This window comes from Kamptonema formosum PCC 10802, assembly GCF_000332335.1.
Taxonomy (GTDB): domain Bacteria; phylum Cyanobacteriota; class Cyanobacteriia; order Cyanobacteriales; family Oscillatoriaceae; genus Oscillatoria.
In genome coordinates this window covers 238,759-261,926 of sequence record NZ_KB235950.1, presented here as the reverse complement: position 1 = coordinate 261,926, position 23,168 = coordinate 238,759, and the positions used below count along the sequence as shown (strand labels likewise).

20 protein-coding genes and 1 pseudogene are annotated in these 23,168 nt (G+C 53.1%); 10 read left to right on the top strand and 11 right to left on the bottom strand.

Annotation, left to right across the window (positions count from 1 at the left end; genetic code table 11):
* Positions 1-389: pseudogene (locus tag OSC10802_RS53700) on the bottom strand (IS701 family transposase); the annotation flags it as partial.
* A gap of 307 nt (positions 390-696) precedes the next feature.
* Here OSC10802_RS53700 and OSC10802_RS0134975 point away from each other — a divergent pair.
* Positions 697-1,437: a peptidylprolyl isomerase gene (locus OSC10802_RS0134975; protein WP_017721414.1), complete on the top strand. Its 741-nt coding sequence runs from the start codon at positions 697-699 to the stop codon at positions 1,435-1,437.
* Positions 1,438-1,478: 41 nt separating this feature from the next.
* Here the strand turns inward: OSC10802_RS0134975 and OSC10802_RS52090 are convergent, their stop codons facing one another.
* Entirely contained in the window at positions 1,479-1,625 is a 147-nt protein-coding gene (locus OSC10802_RS52090) for a hypothetical protein (RefSeq protein ID WP_155969119.1), read from the bottom strand.
* 74 nt (positions 1,626-1,699) lie between these two features.
* Between OSC10802_RS52090 and OSC10802_RS47050 the strand changes: the two genes are divergently transcribed.
* Positions 1,700-1,924: a hypothetical protein gene (locus tag OSC10802_RS47050; RefSeq protein WP_017721413.1), complete on the top strand. Its 225-nt coding sequence runs from the start codon at positions 1,700-1,702 to the stop codon at positions 1,922-1,924.
* 79 nt (positions 1,925-2,003) lie between these two features.
* Here the strand turns inward: OSC10802_RS47050 and OSC10802_RS0134965 are convergent, their stop codons facing one another.
* On the bottom strand, positions 2,004-2,828 hold the full coding sequence (locus tag OSC10802_RS0134965) for a PEP-CTERM sorting domain-containing protein (protein WP_017721412.1): 825 nt from the start codon (positions 2,826-2,828) through the stop codon (positions 2,004-2,006).
* A gap of 1,193 nt (positions 2,829-4,021) precedes the next feature.
* Between OSC10802_RS0134965 and OSC10802_RS0134955 the strand changes: the two genes are divergently transcribed.
* The gene (locus OSC10802_RS0134955; RefSeq protein ID WP_017721410.1) at positions 4,022-6,847 is read left to right on the top strand and encodes a zinc-dependent metalloprotease; all 2,826 of its coding nucleotides are present in this window, start codon (positions 4,022-4,024) and stop codon (positions 6,845-6,847) included.
* A 225-nt stretch (positions 6,848-7,072) separates the two neighbouring features.
* Here OSC10802_RS0134955 and OSC10802_RS0134950 read toward each other — a convergent pair whose 3' ends face one another.
* The 3 genes from OSC10802_RS0134950 to OSC10802_RS0134940 form a co-directional block, all read right to left on the bottom strand.
* Positions 7,073-8,167 carry an outer membrane protein gene (locus tag OSC10802_RS0134950; protein WP_017721409.1) on the bottom strand — a complete coding sequence of 365 codons (1,095 nt, stop codon included), beginning with the start codon at positions 8,165-8,167 and terminating at the stop codon, positions 7,073-7,075.
* Positions 8,168-8,726: 559 nt separating this feature from the next.
* Entirely contained in the window at positions 8,727-10,226 is a 1,500-nt protein-coding gene (locus tag OSC10802_RS0134945; protein WP_017721408.1) for a M16 family metallopeptidase, read from the bottom strand.
* A 39-nt stretch (positions 10,227-10,265) separates the two neighbouring features.
* On the bottom strand, positions 10,266-11,861 hold the full coding sequence (locus OSC10802_RS0134940) for a M16 family metallopeptidase (RefSeq protein WP_017721407.1): 1,596 nt from the start codon (positions 11,859-11,861) through the stop codon (positions 10,266-10,268).
* A gap of 169 nt (positions 11,862-12,030) precedes the next feature.
* Here OSC10802_RS0134940 and OSC10802_RS0134935 point away from each other — a divergent pair, with 169 nt between their 5' ends.
* Positions 12,031-12,651: a TetR/AcrR family transcriptional regulator gene (locus OSC10802_RS0134935; protein ID WP_017721406.1), complete on the top strand. Its 621-nt coding sequence runs from the start codon at positions 12,031-12,033 to the stop codon at positions 12,649-12,651.
* A 118-nt stretch (positions 12,652-12,769) separates the two neighbouring features.
* Here OSC10802_RS0134935 and OSC10802_RS0134930 read toward each other — a convergent pair whose 3' ends face one another.
* Complete coding sequence (locus tag OSC10802_RS0134930) at positions 12,770-13,204, bottom strand: DUF4332 domain-containing protein (RefSeq protein ID WP_017721405.1); 435 nt, start codon at positions 13,202-13,204, stop codon at positions 12,770-12,772.
* Positions 13,205-13,628: 424 nt separating this feature from the next.
* Between OSC10802_RS0134930 and OSC10802_RS0134925 the strand changes: the two genes are divergently transcribed.
* The 6 genes from OSC10802_RS0134925 (at position 13,629) to OSC10802_RS0134900 (ending at position 17,194) form a co-directional block, all read left to right on the top strand.
* Positions 13,629-13,988: a hypothetical protein gene (locus OSC10802_RS0134925; protein ID WP_026099080.1), complete on the top strand. Its 360-nt coding sequence runs from the start codon at positions 13,629-13,631 to the stop codon at positions 13,986-13,988.
* A gap of 180 nt (positions 13,989-14,168) precedes the next feature.
* Positions 14,169-14,324, top strand: coding sequence for a hypothetical protein (locus OSC10802_RS55220; RefSeq protein WP_017721404.1), 156 nt, complete (start codon positions 14,169-14,171; stop codon positions 14,322-14,324).
* 33 nt (positions 14,325-14,357) lie between these two features.
* A complete protein-coding gene (locus tag OSC10802_RS55215; RefSeq protein WP_017721403.1) occupies positions 14,358-14,531 on the top strand; it encodes a hypothetical protein in 174 nt (57 codons plus the stop codon).
* A gap of 251 nt (positions 14,532-14,782) precedes the next feature.
* On the top strand, positions 14,783-15,784 hold the full coding sequence (locus OSC10802_RS0134910) for an NAD(P)/FAD-dependent oxidoreductase (RefSeq protein ID WP_017721401.1): 1,002 nt from the start codon (positions 14,783-14,785) through the stop codon (positions 15,782-15,784).
* A gap of 272 nt (positions 15,785-16,056) precedes the next feature.
* Entirely contained in the window at positions 16,057-16,563 is a 507-nt protein-coding gene (locus tag OSC10802_RS0134905) for a rhodanese-like domain-containing protein (RefSeq protein ID WP_017721400.1), read from the top strand.
* 91 nt (positions 16,564-16,654) lie between these two features.
* The gene (locus tag OSC10802_RS0134900; RefSeq protein WP_017721399.1) at positions 16,655-17,194 is read left to right on the top strand and encodes a ferritin-like domain-containing protein; all 540 of its coding nucleotides are present in this window, start codon (positions 16,655-16,657) and stop codon (positions 17,192-17,194) included.
* A 227-nt stretch (positions 17,195-17,421) separates the two neighbouring features.
* On the opposite strand, the gene OSC10802_RS0134890 is transcribed toward OSC10802_RS0134900, so the two are convergent.
* The 4 genes from OSC10802_RS0134890 to OSC10802_RS0134875 form a co-directional block, all read right to left on the bottom strand.
* A complete protein-coding gene (locus tag OSC10802_RS0134890) occupies positions 17,422-18,267 on the bottom strand; it encodes an acyl-CoA desaturase (RefSeq protein ID WP_017721397.1) in 846 nt (281 codons plus the stop codon).
* A gap of 179 nt (positions 18,268-18,446) precedes the next feature.
* Positions 18,447-20,483 (bottom strand): magnesium-protoporphyrin IX monomethyl ester anaerobic oxidative cyclase, encoded by a 2,037-nt coding sequence (bchE, locus tag OSC10802_RS0134885; RefSeq protein WP_026099079.1) that lies wholly within the window; start codon positions 20,481-20,483, stop codon positions 18,447-18,449.
* A gap of 214 nt (positions 20,484-20,697) precedes the next feature.
* On the bottom strand, positions 20,698-22,095 hold the full coding sequence (gene hemN / locus OSC10802_RS0134880) for an oxygen-independent coproporphyrinogen III oxidase (RefSeq protein WP_017721395.1): 1,398 nt from the start codon (positions 22,093-22,095) through the stop codon (positions 20,698-20,700).
* A gap of 174 nt (positions 22,096-22,269) precedes the next feature.
* On the bottom strand, positions 22,270-23,019 hold the full coding sequence (locus tag OSC10802_RS0134875) for a biliverdin-producing heme oxygenase (RefSeq protein ID WP_017721394.1): 750 nt from the start codon (positions 23,017-23,019) through the stop codon (positions 22,270-22,272).
* Positions 23,020-23,168 lie beyond the last annotated feature (149 nt).

Here is a 23,168-nt window from a genome sequence, read left to right as displayed (position 1 = left end):
AAACAGACTAGAGGGAGAAGAATTAAGCGCAGATTGTTCAAAAGATTTTTCCAGCCTTCTTTTTCGTCCCATTGCTGATGTTGAGGAAATCTTTGGTGAACAGGACTTGGGGGATTCAGGCAAAACCTCGACCCTTTTTGACTAGAGGCAGCATAAAGACTGACCATTAAATAAGCGCTCTCTACTATTTTTCCCCATTTTTCAATGTCCTCGTACTGAGTGAGGCGAAAATCCGCCCAGCCCAGTTCATTTTTGCTTTCTTTGAACCTATATTCTATCCAAGTTCGGCTCCCATAAAAATTGCCAACATTAAGGTAAGTGAGGCCGGGAATTCTCGTCATCACATACCAAGTATAATTTGACGGGAGCGTTTTTTTATCCGTAGTTATAGCAGCAGTCATATTGGTTAGAACAATAGAAGCTTCGGGAGCTCTGGAGCAAGGGAGGCCGGAATGTAGGTTTCCTAAATGCTTACTGCTATATAGACGTAGGGCAAGCGTCCCGCCCCCCCTGAAGGTCTAATATTCTAACCTAAGTGCATACTGCTATAGCAGAAATTAAATGCGCAATAGCTTATAAAAAAGCAACTCTTTGCGTTGCTGCTGCAACGCCACAGCAACGCCAATTAACGTGGGCGTGTTATTAGCTTATTTGACGGAATAGAGGGGGGACAGCCTCTAGGGACAGGCGAGAACAATGATTAATTTATCAAAGGCATCTATTGAGCCTGCTGAAATTGTTAGCTCTCTGAAAAAAAGCGTGCAGTTTAAAGACGTCTGCCTGACTGTATTCTATCAGAAAATTATTAACAAAGCCGCTCAAGAAAGAAATTTAACAGTCACGCCCGAAGAAATTCAAGCTGAGGCGAACCGCCAGCGCTATGAAAAGCGGTTGGAGAAAGCTGCGGACACACTAGCCTGGCTTGCAGATCAGCTGATCTCAGCGGATGACTGGGAGGCTGGCATTCGAGATCGCGTGCTGTCTCAAAAATTATCTGAGGCTCTCTTCGCCAAAGAAGTGGAAAAGTTTTTTGCCCAAAATCGGCTGGATTTTCAGCAATTAGTCCTCTATCAACTGATTGTTCCCTATGACAAGGTGGCCCTAGAACTCTTCTATCAAATAGAAGAGGAGGAAATCAGCTTTTATGAAGCGGCGCACCTTTATGATATTGATGAAAAACGCCGGCAGCAGTGCGGGTATGAAGGAAAGCTTTACCGCTGGAGCTTAAAGCCCGATATAGCAGCAGTTATTTTTAGCGCTACCCCCAAACAGGTCGTTGGCCCCATCAAAACAGATTTGGGGTATCACCTGCTGATGGTTGAGGAGTTTATTCCGGCTGAGCTCTCACCGGATATTTATAAAGAGATTAAGGAGCGCATGTTTAAGGAGTGGCTGGCCAGCGAGCTAACCTATATGCTCCACTCGCAAGCAGGTTAAAAGCTCATCCCTCTTTTTTATTACAAGTTTGCTAAACTATATTATAAACTTATAAGTTGAGCGACAGGATTTCGGCGGGGGATGATATACTCTAAAGGATTAATCCAACGGACAATCTCAGCAGAGATAAACGTAACGTCACCGGCAGCCTTTCTCTCCCGGTGCGGCTCAAAGTAAAAATTCGCCAACCTGTTACAGTCAAAACTGCCTCTGGTGACAGTGCAGCAGCTCAACCTCTAGCTCGACTTATAGCAGTCACTCTATGAATATTTTAATTCTGGGAAATTCCTCAGACGCTCACGCCGCACACATGAAGCAGGCTCTCACACAAGCCGGTGCGGCGGTAGAGTATTTGGACACCCGCCTGTTTCCCACTCAGTTACGAATGTCTTGGCAACCAGACGAGCGGGTTGGATATTTGACACTGCCGGCTGGGCATTTGCGTAATTTATGGTATTTTAAACTATGGCTTAAAAAGGTTTTATAGCCTTGTTTCAATCCATAATTAGGGGATCTAAAATCCAAAATTAGTATACCGGCTGACCACCGGCTGCTCTCTTCTGAAGTCAGTTGCGATCTCTGGTCTCTACCGGCTTCTTTCGGACTTTAAACCGCAGGCATATCAAGCCGAAGGAGAGTAAAGCGAACGCGCTTGAGGGTTCCGGGACTTTAACGATAGCCTTATTAGTCTTAGTTTGAATTAAAGTGAGGTGAGTTGGGCTATCGAAATACCGCGAAAACGACCCCGCCAACTGCACCTGGACAGCTTCTTGGTTCCCTCCCAGTGCAGCGCCAGCCAGATTCTGATACAGAGCTATGCTATCGCTTTTGATAAAATCGAGAGAGTCCGGTCCTTCTGGGGTAGCTATCGCACTCGAAATCGCCAAAAAGTCTAAGAGCACCGGCTGGTCAGTTGTGTCGAACACACCGAAAAATAAATTCCCATCCGCACCGGCATATTCTTCTTTGGGAAAATCAATAGAAGTTCCCATATTTAAATAAGCTGCGAAATCAAAGGAAAACTCCTGTCCAGACTCTATGAAAAACTGCCCGATAAGTTTCGACTCTGTTTCCGCCACTCCCAGGTGGTCGTTACTTTCGCCAAACGCTAGATTGGACGACAAATCAAAAGTCCATGTTGGGGCGCTAAAAAAAAGCGCCTCTTGTTGAGCGAAGGCAGCCGCAGAGGCTCCGGTTTTGGAAAAGGTAAAAGCGCTGGCACCAGAAAAAGTCTCAGTTGAATAAGGGCTTTGACTGAAATCCCCGAACTCGAATAACCCTTCAGAAAAGGCTAGAGTTGCAGCCTGAGCCGGCGACGCCGCAACACTTCTCAACACTAAAGGAGCAATAAGCAATAGCAACCGCCTAGCAAATCCCTGACTTGCTTTCATACAATCCTCGCCGCTCCCATTAAAAATGATTTCGATATTTCAGCCAAATATTTTGGCACTTTGATAAAAAGATAAATGATCGGACCAGATGAGTGGTGCCAGGTTGGCACCTTTTGTATTAAGAAAATATGAAATCGCGTGCTAAGGTGTAAACGTTGGCAGTGCCACAGAAGACTGTGGGCCAGGGGGTAGGGATTAGGGGGTAGGGGTTAAGGGGTAGGGGGTAGGAGTCAGGGGCTGGGTCTAACACCTAACTCCTCACACCTCAGACCTAAGACCTAATACCTACGGTATAGGGGAGGGGGTTTCATCGTTCAGCTTTACCCCACCTGACACCTGACACCTGACACCTGACCCCTGAGCCCTGACCCCTGACACCCAAGACCTAGCGCCCGTCCGCTTCCTCGCTCGGGACCGGCGCAACCGTGCTGCGGCGTCAGGACTGGGCTTTCATCCCTAGGGGCAGCCCGAACAGCCAGCAGAGGATATATCATACTGTAAAGATTGGCGCTGACTCCTACATTTCCCTGCGACAATTGTAGTAGACGGCGCAGCCAGAGGAGCATTTCCGCTCCCCGGCGGCGCACTGGCAATAGGTGCATCACAAAAAAGCCAGACATCTGCTGAAAGCCTCAAACCCGGAAAGCCGCAGCCCCACAAAAGCTGGCAGGCTGCCAGCTTATGGCCCTAGCTCCCGCCCCCCACAAACCGGATGACCCCCCTAAAAAATAGTATTTTAATATTGAACCGCAGCCGAAAACTCAACCGAGAACGCTTATCAAAAGTGGATAAATTGACGCTGCCGCGCCTGAAAGGCAGTAGGATTTTTCCAACAAAGGCAGGCTTACCTGCTAGACTTTACTCCCCCGCAGGGTTTAAACAAGCCGGACAGTTTCACTCGCCTCCAGTCTCTCGCCTAAAAAAGGCTCTGAGCGCACTTTCACTTTCGCTCTATGTTGATTCCCTCGCCCAGCGCCCACGCTTCAACCTTTCGCAGGGTGCGTTCCTCAAAAAGGAACGCACCCCGCCAGTCTGCGAGCTCCTGTTGGGGAGCGTCAACCCGCTTCGGTCAGGGGTCATCCTCTCTGGACTATTTTCTTTTCCAAATTTTATCGCAGACGGCACCCAAAAGTGCAAAATTCAAAATATTCCTCCCAGACCTAAAACCCTGGGTGTCTAGAGGATAGATTTTCATGAAAATATTAGCGTTTTGTGCGATTATACTGCACGGCACAGTTTCAGGAATCGGGCCCCTAAGCGCGCAGGAACCGCCAGCTCGGTCGCCGGTACCGGCAGCCCTCGCCCAACAGCCCGAACACCCACCCTCTGAAAGCAGTGCCGGTGACGAAAGCAACTCAGACATGACGCCGTTTGACACCGCAGTCAAAGATGCTGAAAAATTGCAGGGACTGTTCACCCTCTACCGCCAGAAAGAAACGGGCAAAATTTACCTGGAAATAAAGCCAGAACAGCTCAACAAAAACTACCTCGCCGCCATCACGATGGAATCCGGCATTGGCGAGGGCATTCTTTACAGGGGATTTCCCCTGGGGGAATTCCTATTTTACTTCCGGCGCGTCAATAAAAACCTACATTTTGTCGTGCGCAACGTCAATTTTCGCACCCAGCCAGACGACCCGCAAGCCCGCTCTCTGCAATCGTCGTTTAGCGATTCAGTTCTGTACTCCCTGAAAATCAAAAGCATTCACCCCCAGCGCAAAACCCTGCTCATAGACTTCAGCGAATTGCTGCTCAGCGACGTGCCCGGGCTGACACAAATACTGCCGTGGATGTTGGGTGCCCCCTACCAGCTGGATAAGGACAAATCCTATATCGGTGCGGCAAAAGCCTTCCCCTTAAACGTAGAGCTAGAGTCTGTTTACGGTTTTTCCGGAGGCGGGGACACACCGGCATACATACCCAGCCTGCCTGACAGCCGCGCCTTTAGCATCTCGGTGCGCTACAGCCTCTCCCAACTCCCGGAAAATAACGGCTACCGCCCGCGCAAAGCTGACGAGCGCGTGGGCTACTTCCTCACCGCCTACAAAGACTTCTCCAACGACAGCAGAAAAGATCCGTTTGTGCGCTACATCAACCGCTGGCATTTGGAAAAGCAAGACCCCAGCGCCCCGCTGTCTCCCCCGAAACAGCCGATAGTCTTCTGGATTGAAAACACCGTGCCGGTGGAGTACCGCCAGACCATCAAAGAAGGCGTCCTGATGTGGAACAAAGCCTTCGAGACAGCGGGATTCCTCAATGCTATTGAAGTGCGGCAGATGCCGGATAGCGCCAGCTGGGACCCCGCTGACGTGCGCTACAACACCATCCGCTGGTCGAATTCCTTTGAAAGCTGGTTCGCTGCCATTGGCCCCTCTCGCGTCAACCCGCTGACGGGGGAAATCTTGGACGCCGACATCATTGTCGATGGCAGCGTCGTGCGCTCGGTCAAGCAGGGGTTTCGCACCTTTGTCGAACCTCGCTCCGCAACCGAAAAATCTTTGCTGTGGCGGATCGCAGAAAACTACTGCCACTCCTACGATTTGCCATCCCGGGCGCAGACGCCCCGCAGCGCCACTGTCGAAAACACCGGCTCGCCCGGACAAACGAGCAGTCAAACTTTTGTCCCCGCACCACAGCAACTGCCGGTGCAGGTGCGCTCTTTGCTGTCGCGCCTGATGGGAGCTTACGACCTGTGCCACGGCTTCCAGTCCACCCAGCATTTCGCAATGGGAGCCCTCAACCTGTCCCTGCTCCGCAATGCCGCGCCCGACAGCCCCGAAATGAAAGAGTACGTGCGCCAGTATTTGCGGGAGCTGATCGCCCATGAAGTGGGCCACACTCTCGGCCTGCGGCACAATTTCCACGGCAGCACCATGCTGATGCCGGAAGAGCTCGAAAACACCGAAATCACCCGCACTCGCGGGCTGGTTGGCTCTGTGATGGACTACAACGGCGTCAACCTCGCCCCTCCCGGCGTCGGGCAGGGAGACTACTATACCACTCTGGTCGGTCCCTATGACCACTGGGCCATCGAGTACGGCTACGCGCCGGTGCCGGCAGGCAATCCCCTAGCCGAATCGCAGTTTTTGCAGGGGATTGCCCAGCAAGCCCCCCACCCCGAACTCGCCTACTCTACAGATGAGGACAGCGCTGATATTGACCCCGGTGCCAATACCTTTGACTTGAGCGGCGACGTGCTGCGCCACTCCCAGCTGCAGATGGACTTAGCCCGGGAAATTTGGTCGCGCCTGGAACAGCGCCAGCCAGCAACCGACGAAACTTACAGCGACATTCGCCAGATGTTTGACACGGTGTTGGGTTACTATTTCAACCAAGCCATGCTCCTCACCAATTACATCGGCGGGCAGTCTTTCCACCGCGACCGTCCCAGCGACCCCAACGGACGGTTGCCCTTTGAGCCGGTGCCGGTGGACAAACAGCGCCAAGCCCTGGCGGCCCTGCAAAAGTATATCTTCTCTCAGGACGCTTTTCGCTTCTCGCCGCAACTGCTCAACAAGCTGGCCTCCGAGCGCTGGAGCGACTGGGGCAACGCACCGGCACTCAGTCTCGACTATCCGATTCACGACCGGCTCTACTTCGTGCAGGGCGTGCTGCTGCGAGTCCTCCTCGACGGCTATCGCCTGACTCGCCTGCGCGATATCGAACTCAAGAGCCCGCCCGGACAGGCGCTGACGCTTCCAGAACTGTTTGACTCCTTGGAGTCCGGTATCTGGACAGAAGTCCTGCCAGGAGATAGCGATTCGCTGTCCATTTCCAGCGTCCGCCGCTCCCTGCAGCGCGATCACCTGGGTATTTTGATGAAAATGGTGCTGCGGACTTCTGATGTGCCTGAAGACGCCCGCACCCTGGCTTGGCAGGAGCTGCGCCAGTTGCACAAGTCGATTGACAAAAAGCTGAGAAGACAGGGCAGAAACCTTGACGCCTACACGCGGGCTCACCTGGAAGAAACTCGCGACCGCATCGCCAAGACTCTCGACGCCGGGCTGCGCAGCAATTAATCGCTGCCGGCGGAACGCGCCGCACTGTTATAGCCGCAGTCATATTCGTTAGGACACAAAGGACAGGCGGGACGCCTGTCCTACGCCTTATATAGCAGTATGCACTTAGGTTAGTACATGGGCAATGCCCAATGCCCAATGCCCAATGCCCAATGCCCAATGCCCAATGCCCAATGCCCATGTCCATTCCTGAGCTCTCTGCTGCTATACATCAGCTCTCCTCCCTCAGAAGTTAAAACCCAACCCGATTTGGGCTTCTACGTTGATGTCGCTGAGAAACAGGAAATTCACCATCCCTGTCAGCGTCCAGTCCGGCGTCAGCAGGTAATCGATGCCGCCGGTGAGCATGAAATCAAACCGGCTTTCGTCATCTTCTTTTAGCGTCACCGCAACTCCCGCCCCAGCAAAGGGAGCCAGTCTGTCTCCCGATTCGCCAGTGTCGAGAGTCGGCTGCTTGAATTCGATGGTTGCCGGCAAGCGCAGGTCTATCAGGCCATTACTAAAGGCCAGTGAGGGACGCGCCGACAGGCTCCACGCCCGATCCTCCCCAAAGGGAAATTCCAGCAGTCTGATTTTGCTGAGGATAACAAAGTCAGCAAAGTCATCGTTGTCTCCAATGCTAGCGCCGGCACCGATGAAGTTTGTTCCCGGCGGTGTGTTTCTCCTGCCAAACAACTGGGCGATGGCGGGGGCGTTCTCCTGCGGTGCCACTCCAGTTTCTTCCGCCGGTGCCGGCACTGGGGTTAAATCCGCCGCTGAGGTGGAAACCGGCTCCCCTGGCACTGGCTGGGGCCGCTCCGCCTCCGAAGGGCTCGCCGCCGCTTTGGCCACCGGCTCGGAGGAGTCCGCTTCAGCCCTGGCGCTTTCCCCATCTGGCGTTTGAGAGCCACTCGCTGCTAATTTCGATTGCTTCGCCCCAACGCTCGCTGACTCCCGCGCCGGCACACTGACCGGCTCAGCGGCTGCAATCTGGGATTCAGCGCTGGTGCTGGCTTGCAAAGCCCCACCCCCTGCCGCCTGAGTCTTTCGCTCAAAGGGGATGTTCAGCCAGCTTGCCGGTGCCGGGGCAGCCATGCCGGTCGCCGCCCTAGCCGTGCTTGCCATTTCCGTTGCGGAAGCCGCCACTGGCGCAGTTTGTCCCTCCGCCACATCCCGCCGGGGTGCCGGTCCTGAAGCCGCCATTTCCGCAGTGGCGGCTGGGGTGGGAGCCACCACTGCGGCGCTACTCGTTTCCGAGCGAGCCGGTATTGCTGCCAAAACCACGCTCAAGGCTGTCAGACTGACGATTGCCGGCGCACGCTTGATAAAAATTGGTTTCACGGTCGCTCCTCTCCACTGATGCACGATTTGATGTATGTGTCAGATGCTGAGATATGCTATTCTAAGTTCGCTTACCGTGTAATTGCCATCCCTCCTAGGGCAGATTTATATCCAGCATGCTGGCGATTAGCTTACCCTCCTTCTGAAAGAAGACTAACTAAAACTACAAGTAAATGCCATACTAAACTGTTTAAAGTTGTCTTATATCTTGCATTTCGCCACCAGCGCAGGGGCTCGGCAAGCATTGCGGCTCCCCAGAACCTAAGAGTTGTGAGCACTTGTTGGGCAATTTCCCGCTGGGGAGTTCCAGGTTTCCCGCCCATATCTCTTGACAAAATCGCTTTTGTGTGCTATGGGCTACCTGCGATAGTGAGAGACCGGATTTCTAGGACACTGCGAGAGTGAGAAACCGGGTTTCTCCTAGAAACCCGGTTTCTGGGACACGCCGAAAGCTAGAAACCCGGTTTCTGAGAAAGTGCAAAAGTAAAAAACCGGCTTTCTTCTAGAAAGCCGGTTTCTGAGATTTCCGTAAGGCAACCCGCATTCGGTTCCCGAAAAACTAACTGCTCTTAGGCTCTGGAATCGTGATATCGATGGAGGTAACGCTGATGCCGCTTTTCAGACTGGTCAGGGGAGGCTGAATCTCAGCCGAATTGCCAACCACCAGCGTCACGATATTCTCTGGCTTGAGATAAGTTTGGGCAACTCGCTGCACGTCAGCAATAGTTGTAGCTTCGATGCCCTTGCGGTACTGGAAAATAAAATCCGGCGGGTAGCCGTAATATTCGTAGCGCATCAGGCGCGACAGCGTTTGAGCGGGATCGGCAAAATTGAAAATAAACGAGTTGAGCGAGGATTCTTTCGCCAGAGCTAACTCTTCGGGAGCGATCGGCTCAGTGCGGATGCGCTCAATTTCCCCGAGAATCGCCTTAATAAATGGCACCGTTGCCTCCGAGCGGGTTTGGCCACCGGCAGTGAAGGTGCCCGGGTAGTCATACCGGGGGCTCCAAACCCCATAAACCGAGTAAGCCAAACCCTGGCGGGAGCGCACCTCATTAAACAGCCGCCCCCCAAAGCCATTGAGGACATCATTGAGTACAGACAGCGCCGGATAGTCAGGACTGTTGAGCTGGCCGCCCAAATGGCCCATGAGCACAGAACTCTGAGTCAGCTGGGGCTGGCTGACAAAAAACACGCCACCCTGCTTTTCCTGAGATACCGGCGGCAGGGGGGGGATGTTGGGATTCCCCTTTGGCCAGGAGCCAAACTTCTCTTGGATCAGGGCTCGCATCTTCTGGGTGTCGAAATCGCCGACAATCCCCAAAATCATATTATTCGGGTGGAAATACTGCCGGTAGAACTGCAGCAAATCCTCGTGGCTGACATTGCTAATCGTCGCATACTCAATCGTGCGAGCGTAGGGACTGGCACTGCCGTAGAGGAGTTTCTGGAATTCCCGGCTGGCAATATCACCGGGGTCATCATTGCGGCGGGCGATCGCACCGGCCCGCTGCTTCTTGGCCAGCTCCAGCTTGTCGGGGGCGAAGGCCGGCTCTTGGATCACCTCAGCAAACAGCCCGAACACTTCCGGCAAATCCTCACTCAGAGCGCTAAAACTGGCGCTTCCGGAAGTCCCACTCACCGAAGTTTCCACAGAAGCCGCCCGCTGCTCCAGCATCTGGTTGAGCTGATCGGCAGAGTGCTTTACCGTGCCGCCGGTGCGGATCACCTCGCCCATCATATCAGCCAGACCCACTTTAGAGGCCGGCTCAAACCGGTCCCCGGTGTGAAACAGAGCCGTACCGCTCACCAGGGGCAGCTCCCTGTCTTCCATCAGAAACACAGTCAGCCCGTTATCGAGCTGGTAGCGGGTGTAATCGGGCAGTTTAATCTCCGGCACCGGCGGAAACTGCAACTCAGTGTAGTGCTTCGCCGCCGCACCGGCAGCCGGCTGGCCCACTTGCGAGACAAACAGCAGCACCAGCGCCAGCAACCCCGCCCACATCACCCGCTTCTCCTTGAAAATCTTCTTTCTGGGCCGTAGCCACTTGACAGCCATTCTTCCCCCTGCGTTTTCTGCGCCTCTGCGGTTCATTTCTTAGCCCTCCTTAGGCAAAAGCCGCCCGACAGTGCGGTTTGCTGGCTGGAAAGTCGCCTGAGCGACGCGCTGAATATCTGCCGGAGTCACCGCAGCGCTCGCTTCCAGTTCCTTAAACAAGTTGCGCCAGCTGCCGGTTTTCACTTCATATTCCAGCAGCAGCTGCGCCATGCCCTCATTGGAATCCAAGGAGCGCAGCAACCCAGCGCGGTACTGGTTTTTTACCCGGTCGAGTTCATCAGCTCCCACCGGCTCTGTTTTCAAGCGCTCAATTTCTTTGTTGAGCGCCGCCGCCACCTCCTCCACGGTGTGGCCCGGAGCCGTCAGGGCGTAGAACAAAATCATATTGGGGTACTTCTCCCCTGGAAACCCGCTGAAGCCCTCAGCCGCCAGCGCCAGCTGCTTTTCTTCCACCAGCGACTTGTAGAGGCGAGAGGTGCGCCCATTGCTGAGCACAGAGGCAATCATCTCATAAATGACGTGATCTGGGTGTTTCATGGCGGGCCGGTGGTAGCCTTCCAGATACCACGGCTGGGAGGGCAAGCGCAGCGTCACGTCCCGGGGTTCGGTTTGGGGGGGCTCCACAACTGCCAGATCCGGAGGTGCCGGTTTAGCTGGATAGCGACCGAAGTAAATCTGGGCCAGCCGCTTCACCTCAGCCGGGCTGACATCGCCGACAATGGCCACCGTCAGGTTGTTGGGGACGTAGTGGGTGTTGAAAAACTCCTGGACATCCTGGCGCGCCAGATTTTGGATGTCTTGCATGTAGCCAATCACGGGGCGCTTGTAGGGGTGCGCCTGATAAGCCCTGTCGAGAAACGCCTCGATCAGCTGGCCCACTGGGGAGTTGTCCGTGCGCAACCGGCGCTCTTCTATTACGACTTGTTTCTCTTTGTAAAATTCCCGAAACACTGGGTCGAGGAAGCGCTCCGACTCCAGCGACATCCACAGCTCGAGCTTGTTGGAGGGGAAGCTGTAGAAGTAGCGGGTGGCGTCTGTGGAGGTGTTGGCATTGAGTCCGACGCCGCCGGAACGCTCCACAATCTGGCCGAACTCATTCTGTTTGGCGATGCTGGCGGCTTTCGCCTCCACTTTGCTGAACTCCGCCTGAAGGGTTTGCACTTCGGCTTTTTTGTTCGCTGCTTCAGCCGCCTCAAGACGCTTGGCGAGCTCGTCGAGCTTATCCAGTAGTGGTTTTTCTGCTTTGTAGTCTCGCGTGCCAATCAGGGTAGTGCCTTTGAAGGCTAGGTGCTCTAGGAAGTGAGCCACGCCGGTTTTGCCGTCGGGCTCGTTAGCGCCGCCGACGTCAGCGTAGGTGAGAAAGGAAATCACCGGCGCTGTGTGCCGCTCCAGGACAATGAACTTCATGCCATTGTCGAGGCGAAACTCCGTCACATGCTGGATCACCCGATCCAGGTAGGGCTGGATGGACTGAGTGATGGCGAAGGGCGCTATGTTGCGGGCAAAACTGGGTGCCGGTGCGGCCACCCACCACAGCAGGACAGCTGCCAGAACCGTAACGGTGAGGCGTCGCCACCTCGCGGTTACAGGTGGCCGGTTGTGACGGCGGGCAGTGGGCAGGCGGTTTGGAGTCATAAAATACAGATTCAAGCGGTGCTATTTCCAGGATAAAAAATTACAGAGGGCCTTGGGTATTTTAAGAACAGCGATCGAGCTTAACGTTTGATGACAGTTTTGGAGAATCTCACTCTAGGCGTAGGACAATAACTCTACAAATTCTAATCGCAACTATTAGTCCATTTCTATGCGTGTGTTTAACCGGCCCCCTCAGTCAGAAGCCCAGACGCGCACCCGCATCTTGCGCTCGGCGCAGCGGCTGTTCGCCCACAAGGGCTACGACGGCACCACCACCCGTGACCTGGCCAGTGCGGCTGGGGTGGCGGAAGGCACCCTATTTCGCCATTTTCCCAGTAAAAAGGCCATTTTGGTGGAGGTGGCGACTCAGGGATGGGTGGAAATTCTCACTGACTTGCTGACGGAACTGAGCGAAATGGGCAGCTATAAGGCGGTGGCGCAGGTGATGCGCCGGCGGATGCTGCACATGCAGCAGAATGTTGATATGATGCGCGTCTGTTTTCTAGAGGCCCAGTTCCACCCCGACTTGCGCGAGCGCATTCAGGCGGAAGTGATTGCCAAAATGACGGATGTGGCTGAGGCGTTTTTCCAAACGGCGATGGAGCGCGGCGTTTATCGCCAAATGAACCCCCGGATTGTGGCGCAAGTCTTTTTGGGGATGTTTGCGGTGGCTGGTTTTAGCCACAGCACCCTGTTGGAGGAGGACACTTCCCCGAAAGCGATGCTGGAAATGGCAGAAGGACTGGCTGATATTTTCCTCAATGGGGTGCTCAAGAAGGATGGGGGGTAAAGCGGTTCCGACCGAGAGGTGTTTTCCCCGCCCTCTGAAAAAGGTTCTGTGTGGGGTGTCAGGAGTGTGTGAGCGCGACATGTCGCGTCTGTGCGACATGTCTCGCCTCCAGAGTGTGTTACAGCAAACGGGCTTGCTGAATCCACTGTTCCACTTCCCCGACCGAGGGGCAGAGGTCTCGGCGCTGCATGGTGGCGACTTGCAGTCGCAAAATTTGCTGGTGCAATCGCTGCGCCGGCATCTGAGCGAGCTGGGCGACAGAACCCACACCGGCATGCAGCAACAGTCCGCAATACTGGCACCCGACGCTGGGGATGCGCGCTAGCTCCGCCAGAACTACCCATTTATTAACGTGCTGAATGTGAGTCTGCAAGCGATTGGCCAGCGCCTGCCTGCTCGCTGGGGTGCCGGCTTTTCGGAGCAGTTGCCCAGTTGTGGCAATCCCGCACTCCTGCAGTTGGGATTTGTCTTGAGGTGTCAGTCCAGGCAGCCGCTCAATTGGCCAGTCCGCCGGCCCGAGAGGGTTTCGATAAGTTTTCTCACAGTTTACCATAGGTTTTTTTCGATGTTTGCAACCGCCAAACTTTAGACTCTAAAATCTAAAATAATGGCTCTGTATCTTGAGAGTTAAATGAAAATCCTGAAAAAACAGTTCAGCCTGACATCCAGTTCGAGGCATTGGGCATCATCGCATTGGGCATGGGTAACTCAATTGCCGCAGTTTAGCGACACGAGACAAGCTATCCTACATATAAGTTGCGCAATACTCATTGGGTGCGGAGCCTGAGGCGAGCGGCTTTTCATTGAAATACGGTTATTGCACGTTGCGCAACTGCGGCGACAGGAAAGTAGGCAATGCAAGTTAGATACATTTAATGTAGCCGCGCCCGATGCCCGAGGCCCGAGGCCCTGTAATGAATCGCTGTTTTTATTGATGCTATCTCCCCATAAATCCCAATGATAGAAATTCACACGGATTGCCAAGGCACCGGCACTCCGCCACCGCCGGCAGCAATTGGCGGCGCTGGTTGATTTCCCTGTCACGCTCTGGTCAGGAAGCCGCCCGCCGCGCAATTTTTCGGCAAATTAGTTTCCGTTTCGCGCGGTTGAGTCACTTCCTTTATTTTGCCGGTGCGCCCAAAGAGGGCGCGGCCATTCGTCAGGAAGCGGGCCGGCTGGAACTGTTCGCAGACGCTCCGCCCCCGAAAAGCGCGCTCTGGCATGCGGAAATGCCGGCGCGCCAGGAAATCGCCGGTCTGATTGGGGCTGGTGCGGCGTTCCCGATGGCACCCAGATTGAAGCCGGTGTGTTCGCTGCGATCCAAGGGATTATTATAGCACACAATATGACTTTTGCCTATGGCAGTATTGTGACCGCGCACGGGGAAGTTTTGCACAATGAGGGGAGTATTTCATTGATAAAGATAAAATAGTAGCCTTAACCCAAGTGCGAGAGAAGCATCACTCTGCTATATTTGCCATCTTCTGTATCAATGAAACAGGAGTCTGCGGAAGGCTATGATTCAAGGTGAGTTTGATGAGAGGGGACAGTTATTTTGTGAGATTGGGTTGATTGCTGCCAGTGGCGAGATATTCCCGGTCAGTGCGCTGCTGGATACCGGCTCTACAGAGTGGCTGGCAATTAACGACCAGGATTTAGAGGCTCTGGAGTAGCCTAGTGTTGAGACAAGGAATTTGATAACCGCAATGGGTGAAACGACTCTTAATACCTACTTGGGAAAAGTGCTATTAGATGAACAGGAGTTTACTATTCCAGTCGTTGCCGGTGCGGGATTTAGGGAAATTCTCATGGGTGCGCCTTGGTTGAGAGTGAAGCGACTGCTGGCGGATTTGCCGGCGGGTGTGGTGGCGCTGGGGTAGGAGTGAGGGCGAATCGAGCGAAATTTGTCCGCCGGCACAGGGCGAGGGATCGGGGATTTGGCTGAATTTGGCGCTTCACCGAGCTGGGCAGCGCACAATTGGGGAGTGCGGGCGCTGCCGGATTGGGGCGGGCGGTGCCGGTGGGAGTCCGCCTCCAGAGCCTGGAACGCCCAGTGGGAGGGCGGTTGACAGACGAGCTGCGGCTAGCTAAGATATAACTGTATAGTGTTACAGTCAAGGAAGGTTGGCTCATGCAACTGTCCAAGAATAATCTCTCCGAGCGCCTGAACCATACTTATGATGCGATCGTGGTGGGCGGAGGTGCGGGCGGGCTGTCTGCCGGTATTTACTTGCAGCGCTTCCACCTGTCCAGTTTGATTATTGATAAAGGGAAAGCGCGTTCTTTTTGGATGCAAGAGCTGCATAATTATTTGGGGCTGCCACCAGACACGCCGGGGCGAGAGCTGCTGCAGCGAGGGAAGGAACACTACGCCAGTTTGGCGGGAGATTTTCTGAACGGTTACGTTGAGGAAGTGGTGGATGAGGGAGAAACGTTTGCCGTGCGGGTGAAAGTGGGCCGGCAAAACAGTATTTACCCCGTGTTACGCTGTAAATATTTAATTGCTGCCAGCGGCATTATCGACCACCTGCCGGCCTTAGACGATATGCGGAACGTCTATGAGTATGCTGGCTACAACTTGCACGTCTGTATGGTGTGCGACGGCTACGAAATGACCGACAAAAAATGCGGGTTTTTTGCCGGCACCGAGGCGAGCATTGAAGACATGGTGTTTGCTGTGAGCTGGTTCACGCCTTACATTACGGTGTTCACTCACGGGGCGTTTGAAGTCAGCGAGGCATTGAAGGCGAAACTGCGCGATCACGGGTATCGTCTTGTGGAAACGCCGATTAAGCAATTTTTGGGAGAGAACCACAAGATGACAGGGGTTGAGTTAGTGGACGGCTCGGCAGTCGAGTTGGAAACCGGCTTGATTTCGATGGGTTCGCGCTATCACAACACCTATCTGAAAGACATCCACTTAGAGGTGAAGGGGGAGAATGTGGTGACAGATAAAATGTGCCGCACGTCTCACCCAAGAATTTTTGCCATTGGAGATTTAAAGGTGGGGTTAAATCAAGTGGCGATTGCAGTGGGCGACGGGGCGCTAGCAGCGACGCAAATTTGGCGGGACATTCGGCGCGAGCGGGGGGCTCGCCGGTGGGAAGAAAATCTCTCTGCTGTGGTGGGATAATAATATCAGGCACACGGCCTGTAGGGGCGGTCCCCGTGGCCGCCCGCAGTTTCTAGTAGGGGCGGGTTCAGTCAAGATGTCTGTACGAAGTGTAGAATATTAGTCAACCCGCCCCTACTTCACGTTTTGTTTATCGCGTTTCTCATCCTTTGTGAGGGACTGAGAAACCCGGTTTCTAAAAGAAACCGGGTTTCAAAGGCTATAGTTCATCCAACTGAGAACCGCGATATAAACACTCTCTCAAACAGATTTGCCATGTGGGAGCGTCAAACATGCTAAAATTGTTCTTGACTGTCTTGTTCGGGCTGTGCCTGTCTTTTTTGCCCGCCGGCACTCTCAACCCAACACCGGCAGCGCTGGCGGCTAGCGCAACTGTGGGAGCGCCGGAAGGAGTTGCCACCTTCAGCGAGAATGTATTCGGGGAGATTGACCGCTATCTGGGTTCAATTCCTAGGGGATATTATACCGTGATGAAGGTAGATGCTTTAAAATCCCTGATTCAAAGGGAGAGCGCCCTGCTCGTTGACGTGCGAGAGCCGGCGGAATACGCAGCCGGTCACATTGCCGGTGCGATTAATATTCCCCTGCGAACTTTAACCCAAAACCTTGACAGAATTCCCCAAAATCGCCCCGCTGTTTTGTATTGCGCCACCGGCTACCGCAGCGCAATGGGGGTGATGGCGCTGCAAATGCTGGGATACAAAAACGTGCGGGGGTTTCCGCCGAGCGTTCAAGGGTGGAAAGCGGCGGGTGAGCCCCTAGAGCGGGGAAAAGCCTGAGAAAAACTGGCTCCTGGCATTTGAGTGCTAGGGGAGTTCGGCGGCGAGACAATAGAAATATAATATTGGGCTAAATTTGGAGGTAAAAAGTGTGAATCACCGGCACCGTTTTGGAAAAGGTAAAAAGTCTGACTGCCACCGGTATGCTGCAGCGGGTTTGTGCGCTGTGACGGTTGCGACTGCTGCAGTCAATACTAATGCTGTTGCTAGCACTCCACTAGATGACAGAGCGCAACAAGCGATGGTGGAAGCGATTAACGACGAATATCGAGCCAGAGCTTTTTATGCGGCTGTCATAGAAAAGTTTGGCAAGGTGCGTCCGTTTAGCAACATTGTTCAAGCTGAAGGCCGGCACATTAAGCTGTGGGAGAATTTGTTCGCTCAGTACGGGCTGCCAATTCCAGAAGACAGCTTTGCTGGAAAAGTTGCAGCTCCCGACACCTTGCAAGCGGCGTGTCAAATGGGAGTGGAAGCAGAAATTGCCAATGTAAAAATGTACGACAATTTTCTCGGCTTTATCCAGACTCCTGACCTGAAAGCTGCCTTTACCCAACTCCGCTATGTCTCTCAAAATAACCACTTAAGAGCTTTTGAGCGCTGCACCGGCAGCCTTTCTGGAATCGGGCGCTGAAATTTAAATAAATCACACCAAGATGACTCCCCCCATACCGGCTTAGTCAGGGGGGGTTATGCTGACGCAAGGCAAAATTGAAACTGTGGGGATTTAACCGCACTTATCGCGTTTCTCAGTTGGATGAACTGCCAGAAAGCCGGTTTCTTGAAGAAACCGGGTTTCTTTACCTCACTAAATGAGAACCGCTATAAATTGAAATTGTGGGGATTTAACCGCACTTATCCCTAAGTGGCGCTTTTTGCGGGGGGCATAACAACTTTTGTTGCCAGACCCAGGGTTTTCAGGAGCCAAATCGCCCACCAAGTAACATCCACTTCCCACCAGCGCCAGCCGGCTTTTGCTACATTAGGGTAAGCGTGGTGGTTGTTGTGCCAACCTTCTCCATAGGTGCAAATTGCTGCCCACCAGAGATTGCGGGAATTATCCTTAGTTTCAAATGTCCGGTATCCCCAAACATGGGTGACTGAGTTGATAAACCAGGTGCTGTGCCAGAGCAAAACCGCTCGCATAAAAACACCATAAATTACAAACGACCAGCCCCCTAAAGCATAGAGCAGAAGCCCTAGAGGGATTTGCAGGAAAAGATAGTAGCGGTCGAGCCAACAGTAAAAGGGCTGCCGGACGAGATCGGGAGCGAATCGCTTGTACTGTTCGTAGTTAAAGAATTCTTGCCGGGGATAGATCATCCACAGCAGATGGCTCCACCAAAATCCCTTGCGAGCGGAATAGGGATCTTTGTATTCATCCTCGGTATAGGCGTGATGCAACCGGTGTCCGGCTGACCAGAAAATGGGGCCTCCCTGAAGTGCGAGCGCACCGATAAATGCGAGTGCATACTCCAGCCATTGTGGGACTTGAAAACTGCGGTGACTCAAGAGCCGGTGATAGCCCAAACAAATGCCGATACTGCCTAAAAACCAGTGCAGCAATAAGGTGACACCTAATGCTCGCCAGGAGAAAAACCAGGGAGCCAATAAGGCGAGGAGGTGTACGCTGGTGAAAAAGAAGACAATGGTCCAATTTATACTGGGTTGATTCTCAGGAGATGTGGGCAGCGAGTCAAATGTCATAAATAGTTCCTCAACCACAAATTTGAGCCAGCTAAGAGCGTGTTTATACAGGAATTTTTCCGACAGCGAATGGTCCAGTAATCGGGTTTCTCCTGCAAAGAAACCCGGTGTTTTGTGACTTCACTTTTTGTGTGTCAATCCCCTCTAAACTGGCTCTTAGGAAATTTCAGAAAAGTCATTTAGCCGGCAGTCACGGCGGCAGGAAGGAGATGGGCGAGGGCAGGATCTCGGTATTTCCCATTCCGGTGAGTGATGCGAACAGCCTCTGCTAATTGTTGAGTGGGAGCATTCTTGGAGCAAAACCCATCGGCACCGGCAGCCACTGTAGCGGACAGCGCCTCTTGCCGGTCGGGATCGACCAGCACCAGAATTTTGGACGGAATCACGTAGGAATTTGCCTGAACTTTGCGAGCTGTGCGAAGGAACTTGTCCAGCTCCATATCTGGGAGAGTGCTGTCAACAACAGCCACATCGACATCAATAGATTCCAATAGCACTAAGCCGGTTTCACCATTCGTGGCTTCGCTAGCAACTTCAATGCCATTTTGCGCCCGCAGGTTCACCCGCAAGTCGATGCGAGTTTGCTGCTCGTCCTCAATCACAGCCACCTGAATTATATCATGCTGGTGATGGGCTTTGGTATAGGTGTCGCCTTCTAACAAGTCGTTGGGAGCGCCGCAAGCGGAAAGCGTTCCCACAAAGTCGATATCTGCGGGGCGTTCCTGTTTGATCTGAGCCATTTGTTCCGGACTGAGAATCTTAGCTTCGTCAAAGCCAAACTCAATTTCCGTGTGCAGACCTTTCTGCTTCACCCGCTTCAGGTTGTAGAAGCGTTTGTTGAGAGTAGTTCTCACAAAGGCCCAGAGACATCCTAGCAAATACCGGCGCTTGAACGGATCTTTTTCAAACCAATACTCCAGAAACTTCCAGGAATAGAACCGGGCGTAATTGCGGAGGACGCCTTTGAGAACTTCCTCCCGGGTCATATTTTCAGGTTTAATGATGGGCGTGACGAAGTTGTAGTGAGAGTAATCGCGAATTTCAACTTTATCCGCTAAATCCTGAAACAGTTCCGAGAAGGGCCAAGGCGTGTACATATTCCAGTTGGCCATATCGGCCTTCCAGTCCCGCGCCATGCGATAGGTTTCCTCGATGGTTTCTGGCGTTTCGTTGGGAAGTCCCATGATGAATTGAACTTCCGCAAGGATGCCGTTTTGCCGCAGGAGTTCAACCGCGCGCTTGTTGTCAGCAATCGTGGTTTCTTTGCGGAACAAATTGAGGTTTAACTGGGCGGCGGCTTCCGTTCCCAAGGAAACGTGAACCAGACCGGCTTGCCGGTACAGGGGCAGTTCCTTCTCATCCCGCAAAACATCAGTGACTCGCGTGTTGATGCCCCAGTGTACGCCCAGATTGCGGTCGATGAGTTCGCGGCACAGTGCCATAAACCGGGATTTGTTGATAGTTGGCTCCTCATCCGCCAGGATGAAAAACCCAACTTTATAATCCCTCACCAACCGTTCAATTTCATCCACGAAGTGTTTCGGTGAACGGGAACGGTATTTGCGCCAGAATTTCCACTGAGAGCAGAACCGGCAGCGGAAAGGACAGCCGCGCGAATAGTTGGGGACAGCCACGCGCGTCTTCAGAGGCGTATAAATGTATTTCTCCCAATCGAGCAGGCTCCAATCTGGGGTGAGCGTATTCAAATCCTTAATGGGGGGATGGGCGGGAGTTGCCACGATTTTACCATTTTCTAGAAAGGCAATGCCCAGGATATTGCGGCGAGTTAGCTCATCCGTCCCGTCAGCGATCGCCCGCAGTAAATTAACGGTAATCTCTTCCCCCTCGCCCCGAATAATGTAATCAATCCAAGGAGCGTCAGTCAGCACGTCCCGGTACATATAGGTGGGGTGAACCCCTCCCATAACCGTCTTGGCATTGGGACAGATCTCTCTCACAAGCCTCAGCGTGTTCTGAGACTTGTAGATCATGGGCGTAATTGCGGTTGCCAGAACTACATTGGGCTGATAGTCGCGGATGATTTCCGCTAATTCAGCGTCTTCTATGTAGTTGGTCATGGCATCCACAAAACGCACTTCACTGAATCCTGCTGTCTTCAATGCGCCACCGACATAGGGCACCCAGCTAGGGGGCCAGTTTCCGGCAATTTCCGCTCCCCCGGAGTGATAATTGGGCTGAATCATCAGGATACGCATCGTTGGCCTTCCTCCTTATTTACACTTATTTACAGTGAGTGGCTAGGCTGTCTCAAAACTCGTTGCGGGGTCTTATATCATGTCCGCTTGCATGGGTTTTGTATACCCTACCTTGTAGGGGCGGGTTCTGCCAAGATATTTCTGGCACAGAACAGAAGAGGAATAAACCTGCCCCTACCCCTTGCGCACAACAGCGGTGCTACCGGACATGATATTAAATGGCTCTGGAGAAATTGGTAGCTGTTTTCTGGTGGAGATAGGTATCAAAAACGGCAGCGATATTGCGGATTAACAAGCGTCCGGCGGGAGTGACCTGAATGCGATTGTGAGAGAGGCGGAGCAGCCCATCTGCTTCCAGCTTCTTCAACTCAAAGTGCTCGGCGGCAAAATATTCGTCGAAATCCCGGTCGAAGCTGAGATGGTATTTGGACTCGAACTCATTTTTGCACAGTTGGAACTGGCACATTAATTCCATAATGGCTGTTCGCCGAATCACGTCCTCTTGGCTGAGACTCACCCCTCGCTCAATGGGTAAATCTCCCGCATCAATGGCTTGATAGAAGTCTTTCAACCGCTTGTGGTTTTGAACGTAGACATCATGCAGCATGCTGATGGAGGTGACGCCAAATCCAATCAGCTCGGATTCCGGTTGGGTGGTGTATCCCTGGAAGTTGCGGTGCAGCTGTCCTTCCCGCTGAGCGATGGCTAGCTCATCGTTGGGTTTGGCGAAATGATCCATGCCAATAAACTGATAGCCGTTTTCACTCAGGTCTTCAATGGCCATTTGCAAAATATCGAGTTTTTCTGGCCCTTTGGGAAGCGCTTCTTGGGGGAGCCGGCGCTGTACGGGTTTGGACCAGGGCACATAGGCAAAATTGAAGACGGCAATCCGGTCTGGGTCGAGTTTGATGGTTTTGTGGATGGTGTCGCGGAACGTGTTCAGGGTTTGAAAGGGCAGCCCATAAATCAGGTCAACATTGACACTCTCAAATCCAGCTTCTCGCATCCAGTCCATGACATTAAACAGCAGGGCTTCTGGCTGAATGCGGTTAATCGATTCCTGGACTTGGGGGTTAAAGTCTTGAATGCCAAAACTAATGCGGTTAAATCCTAAATCTTTCAAAAAGAGAATGTAGTTCCGATCCAGAAAGCGGGGGTTGACCTCCAGGGAAATTTCAGCGTTGGGAGCGAAGCGAAAATGCCGGTTGATGGCTCCCCATAAGTTTTCCACTTGCTTGAGGGAGAGGTAGTTCGGGGTTCCGCCGCCCCAGTGCATCTGGTGGATTGGGCGGTCCCTATCAATGAGCTCAGCTAGCTGCCGAATGTGACGGGCAGTATACTGCAGATAGGGATCGGCTACTTCTTTTCGCTGGGTAATAACGGTATTGCAACCGCAGAAATAACAAGCCGTTTCGCAAAAGGGGATATGGCAGTAGAGAGAGAGTGGCGTTTTTTTATAGTTGCCTACTGCAATCGCCGCCCTGAAATCGACTAATTCAAACTCCGGTTTCAACTCTGTCGCCGGTGGGTAGCTGGTGTAGCGCGGGACGGCTTGGTCGTACTTGCGGAGCAATTTTGAGTCAAATTGAACGGCTGGAAGCGAAAAGATCATGTCGTTCCCTTTTGAGTTGGTAAGTGGTTCTCTAGCCAGAGACAGTCAGTAATGGACAGGGCATCTCACTTGCTAGTAGGGGGACAGGCGAGGACAGGCGAGGACAGGCGAGGACAGGCGAGACGCCTGTCCTACGTCCTAACTTAAGTCAAACGAATAGAGTCAAATGCTATATTAAATCGCTGCGACTTCGCTTGCGGAGCGATTCGGCCTTCCCTCTGTGCTGCCCGGTTTATCCTGACGGGTGAGCAAATCAAATACATGGTCGCCAATGGCCGCTTTTACATCGTCTTCTAGATCGTGCATGACATCGCGATTCAGTTTAAAGGCATAATTGGCCTCGTCTACGATGCGCTGAATCGTTGCCTCGTCAAAGGGTAGGGAGTTGAGCGCTAGACGGTAGGTTTCCTTAAATGCCCGTCTCGCTTCTGGTGTGGGAATTTGGTCGAATTCATGCAGTCCTGTCCCTCGATCTGGGGGTAAATTCAGTGCGGAGCGAATAATGTTTTTCAAAGCCTGACCGCCGGACAGATCGCCCATGTAGCGGGTGTAGGCGTGAGCGATCAGGAGGGCTGGATCGGTATTGGCGATTTCGTTAAGGCGATCGACGTAAATCTGACCGGCTGGCAAGGGAGCAATTTGTTCGCGCCAGTTTTCACCGTAGTAAAATTCTAAATCTTTCTCCAGATTTGCCGTGCGGTTTAGCTCGGAAAAATAGAGCGGGCCCACTGCGGGATTATCCTGGTGCCGGCGCAGCGATTCTTCCAGCGTGCTGTAGACAAAATACAGATTAGCTAGCAACTTCCGGAATGGCTCCCACTCAACAATGCCTTTCAGGAAACACTTCATATATGCGGTGTTTTCTGCGGCGGTGTGAGAGTGCTGGGTGCCTTCTCGCAGGCGGTTGGCTAGATCCTGGCTCATGTCAAATTACCTCATTCCTGAGAAATGGTGGTCTGGGCGGTGCCGGTTAGGGCCATCAGCGGTGCTGTCCTTCGGGCGCGGCAACGCCTTAACTGTCCTGGTTCCATAACTGTACAGCTATGGAGAGATTCATGGAAAAAAAGTTTGCA

Bases quoted from the DNA above. Each gene is read 5' to 3' on its own strand.
- OSC10802_RS0134930 (WP_017721405.1), bottom strand. From the start codon at position 13,204: ATGGTAAACTGTGAGAAAACTTATCGAAACCCTCTCGGGCCGGCGGAC.
- bchE (WP_026099079.1), bottom strand. From the start codon at position 20,483: ATGCGTATCCTGATGATTCAGCCCAATTATCACTCCGGGGGAGCGGAA.
- OSC10802_RS0134875 (WP_017721394.1), bottom strand. From the start codon at position 23,019: ATGAGCCAGGATCTAGCCAACCGCCTGCGAGAAGGCACCCAGCACTCT.
- OSC10802_RS0134945 (WP_017721408.1), bottom strand. From the start codon at position 10,226: ATGGCTGTCAAGTGGCTACGGCCCAGAAAGAAGATTTTCAAGGAGAAG.
- hemN (WP_017721395.1), bottom strand. From the start codon at position 22,095: ATGATCTTTTCGCTTCCAGCCGTTCAATTTGACTCAAAATTGCTCCGC.
- OSC10802_RS0134965 (WP_017721412.1), bottom strand. From the start codon at position 2,828: ATGAAAGCAAGTCAGGGATTTGCTAGGCGGTTGCTATTGCTTATTGCT.
- OSC10802_RS47050 (WP_017721413.1), top strand. From the start codon at position 1,700: ATGAATATTTTAATTCTGGGAAATTCCTCAGACGCTCACGCCGCACAC.
- OSC10802_RS0134940 (WP_017721407.1), bottom strand. From the start codon at position 11,861: ATGACTCCAAACCGCCTGCCCACTGCCCGCCGTCACAACCGGCCACCT.
- OSC10802_RS0134910 (WP_017721401.1), top strand. From the start codon at position 14,783: ATGCAACTGTCCAAGAATAATCTCTCCGAGCGCCTGAACCATACTTAT.
- OSC10802_RS55220 (WP_017721404.1), top strand. From the start codon at position 14,169: ATGATTCAAGGTGAGTTTGATGAGAGGGGACAGTTATTTTGTGAGATT.
- OSC10802_RS0134935 (WP_017721406.1), top strand. From the start codon at position 12,031: ATGCGTGTGTTTAACCGGCCCCCTCAGTCAGAAGCCCAGACGCGCACC.
- OSC10802_RS0134905 (WP_017721400.1), top strand. From the start codon at position 16,057: ATGCTAAAATTGTTCTTGACTGTCTTGTTCGGGCTGTGCCTGTCTTTT.
- OSC10802_RS0134955 (WP_017721410.1), top strand. From the start codon at position 4,022: ATGAAAATATTAGCGTTTTGTGCGATTATACTGCACGGCACAGTTTCA.
- OSC10802_RS0134975 (WP_017721414.1), top strand. From the start codon at position 697: ATGATTAATTTATCAAAGGCATCTATTGAGCCTGCTGAAATTGTTAGC.
- OSC10802_RS0134890 (WP_017721397.1), bottom strand. From the start codon at position 18,267: ATGACATTTGACTCGCTGCCCACATCTCCTGAGAATCAACCCAGTATA.
- OSC10802_RS55215 (WP_017721403.1), top strand. From the start codon at position 14,358: ATGGGTGAAACGACTCTTAATACCTACTTGGGAAAAGTGCTATTAGAT.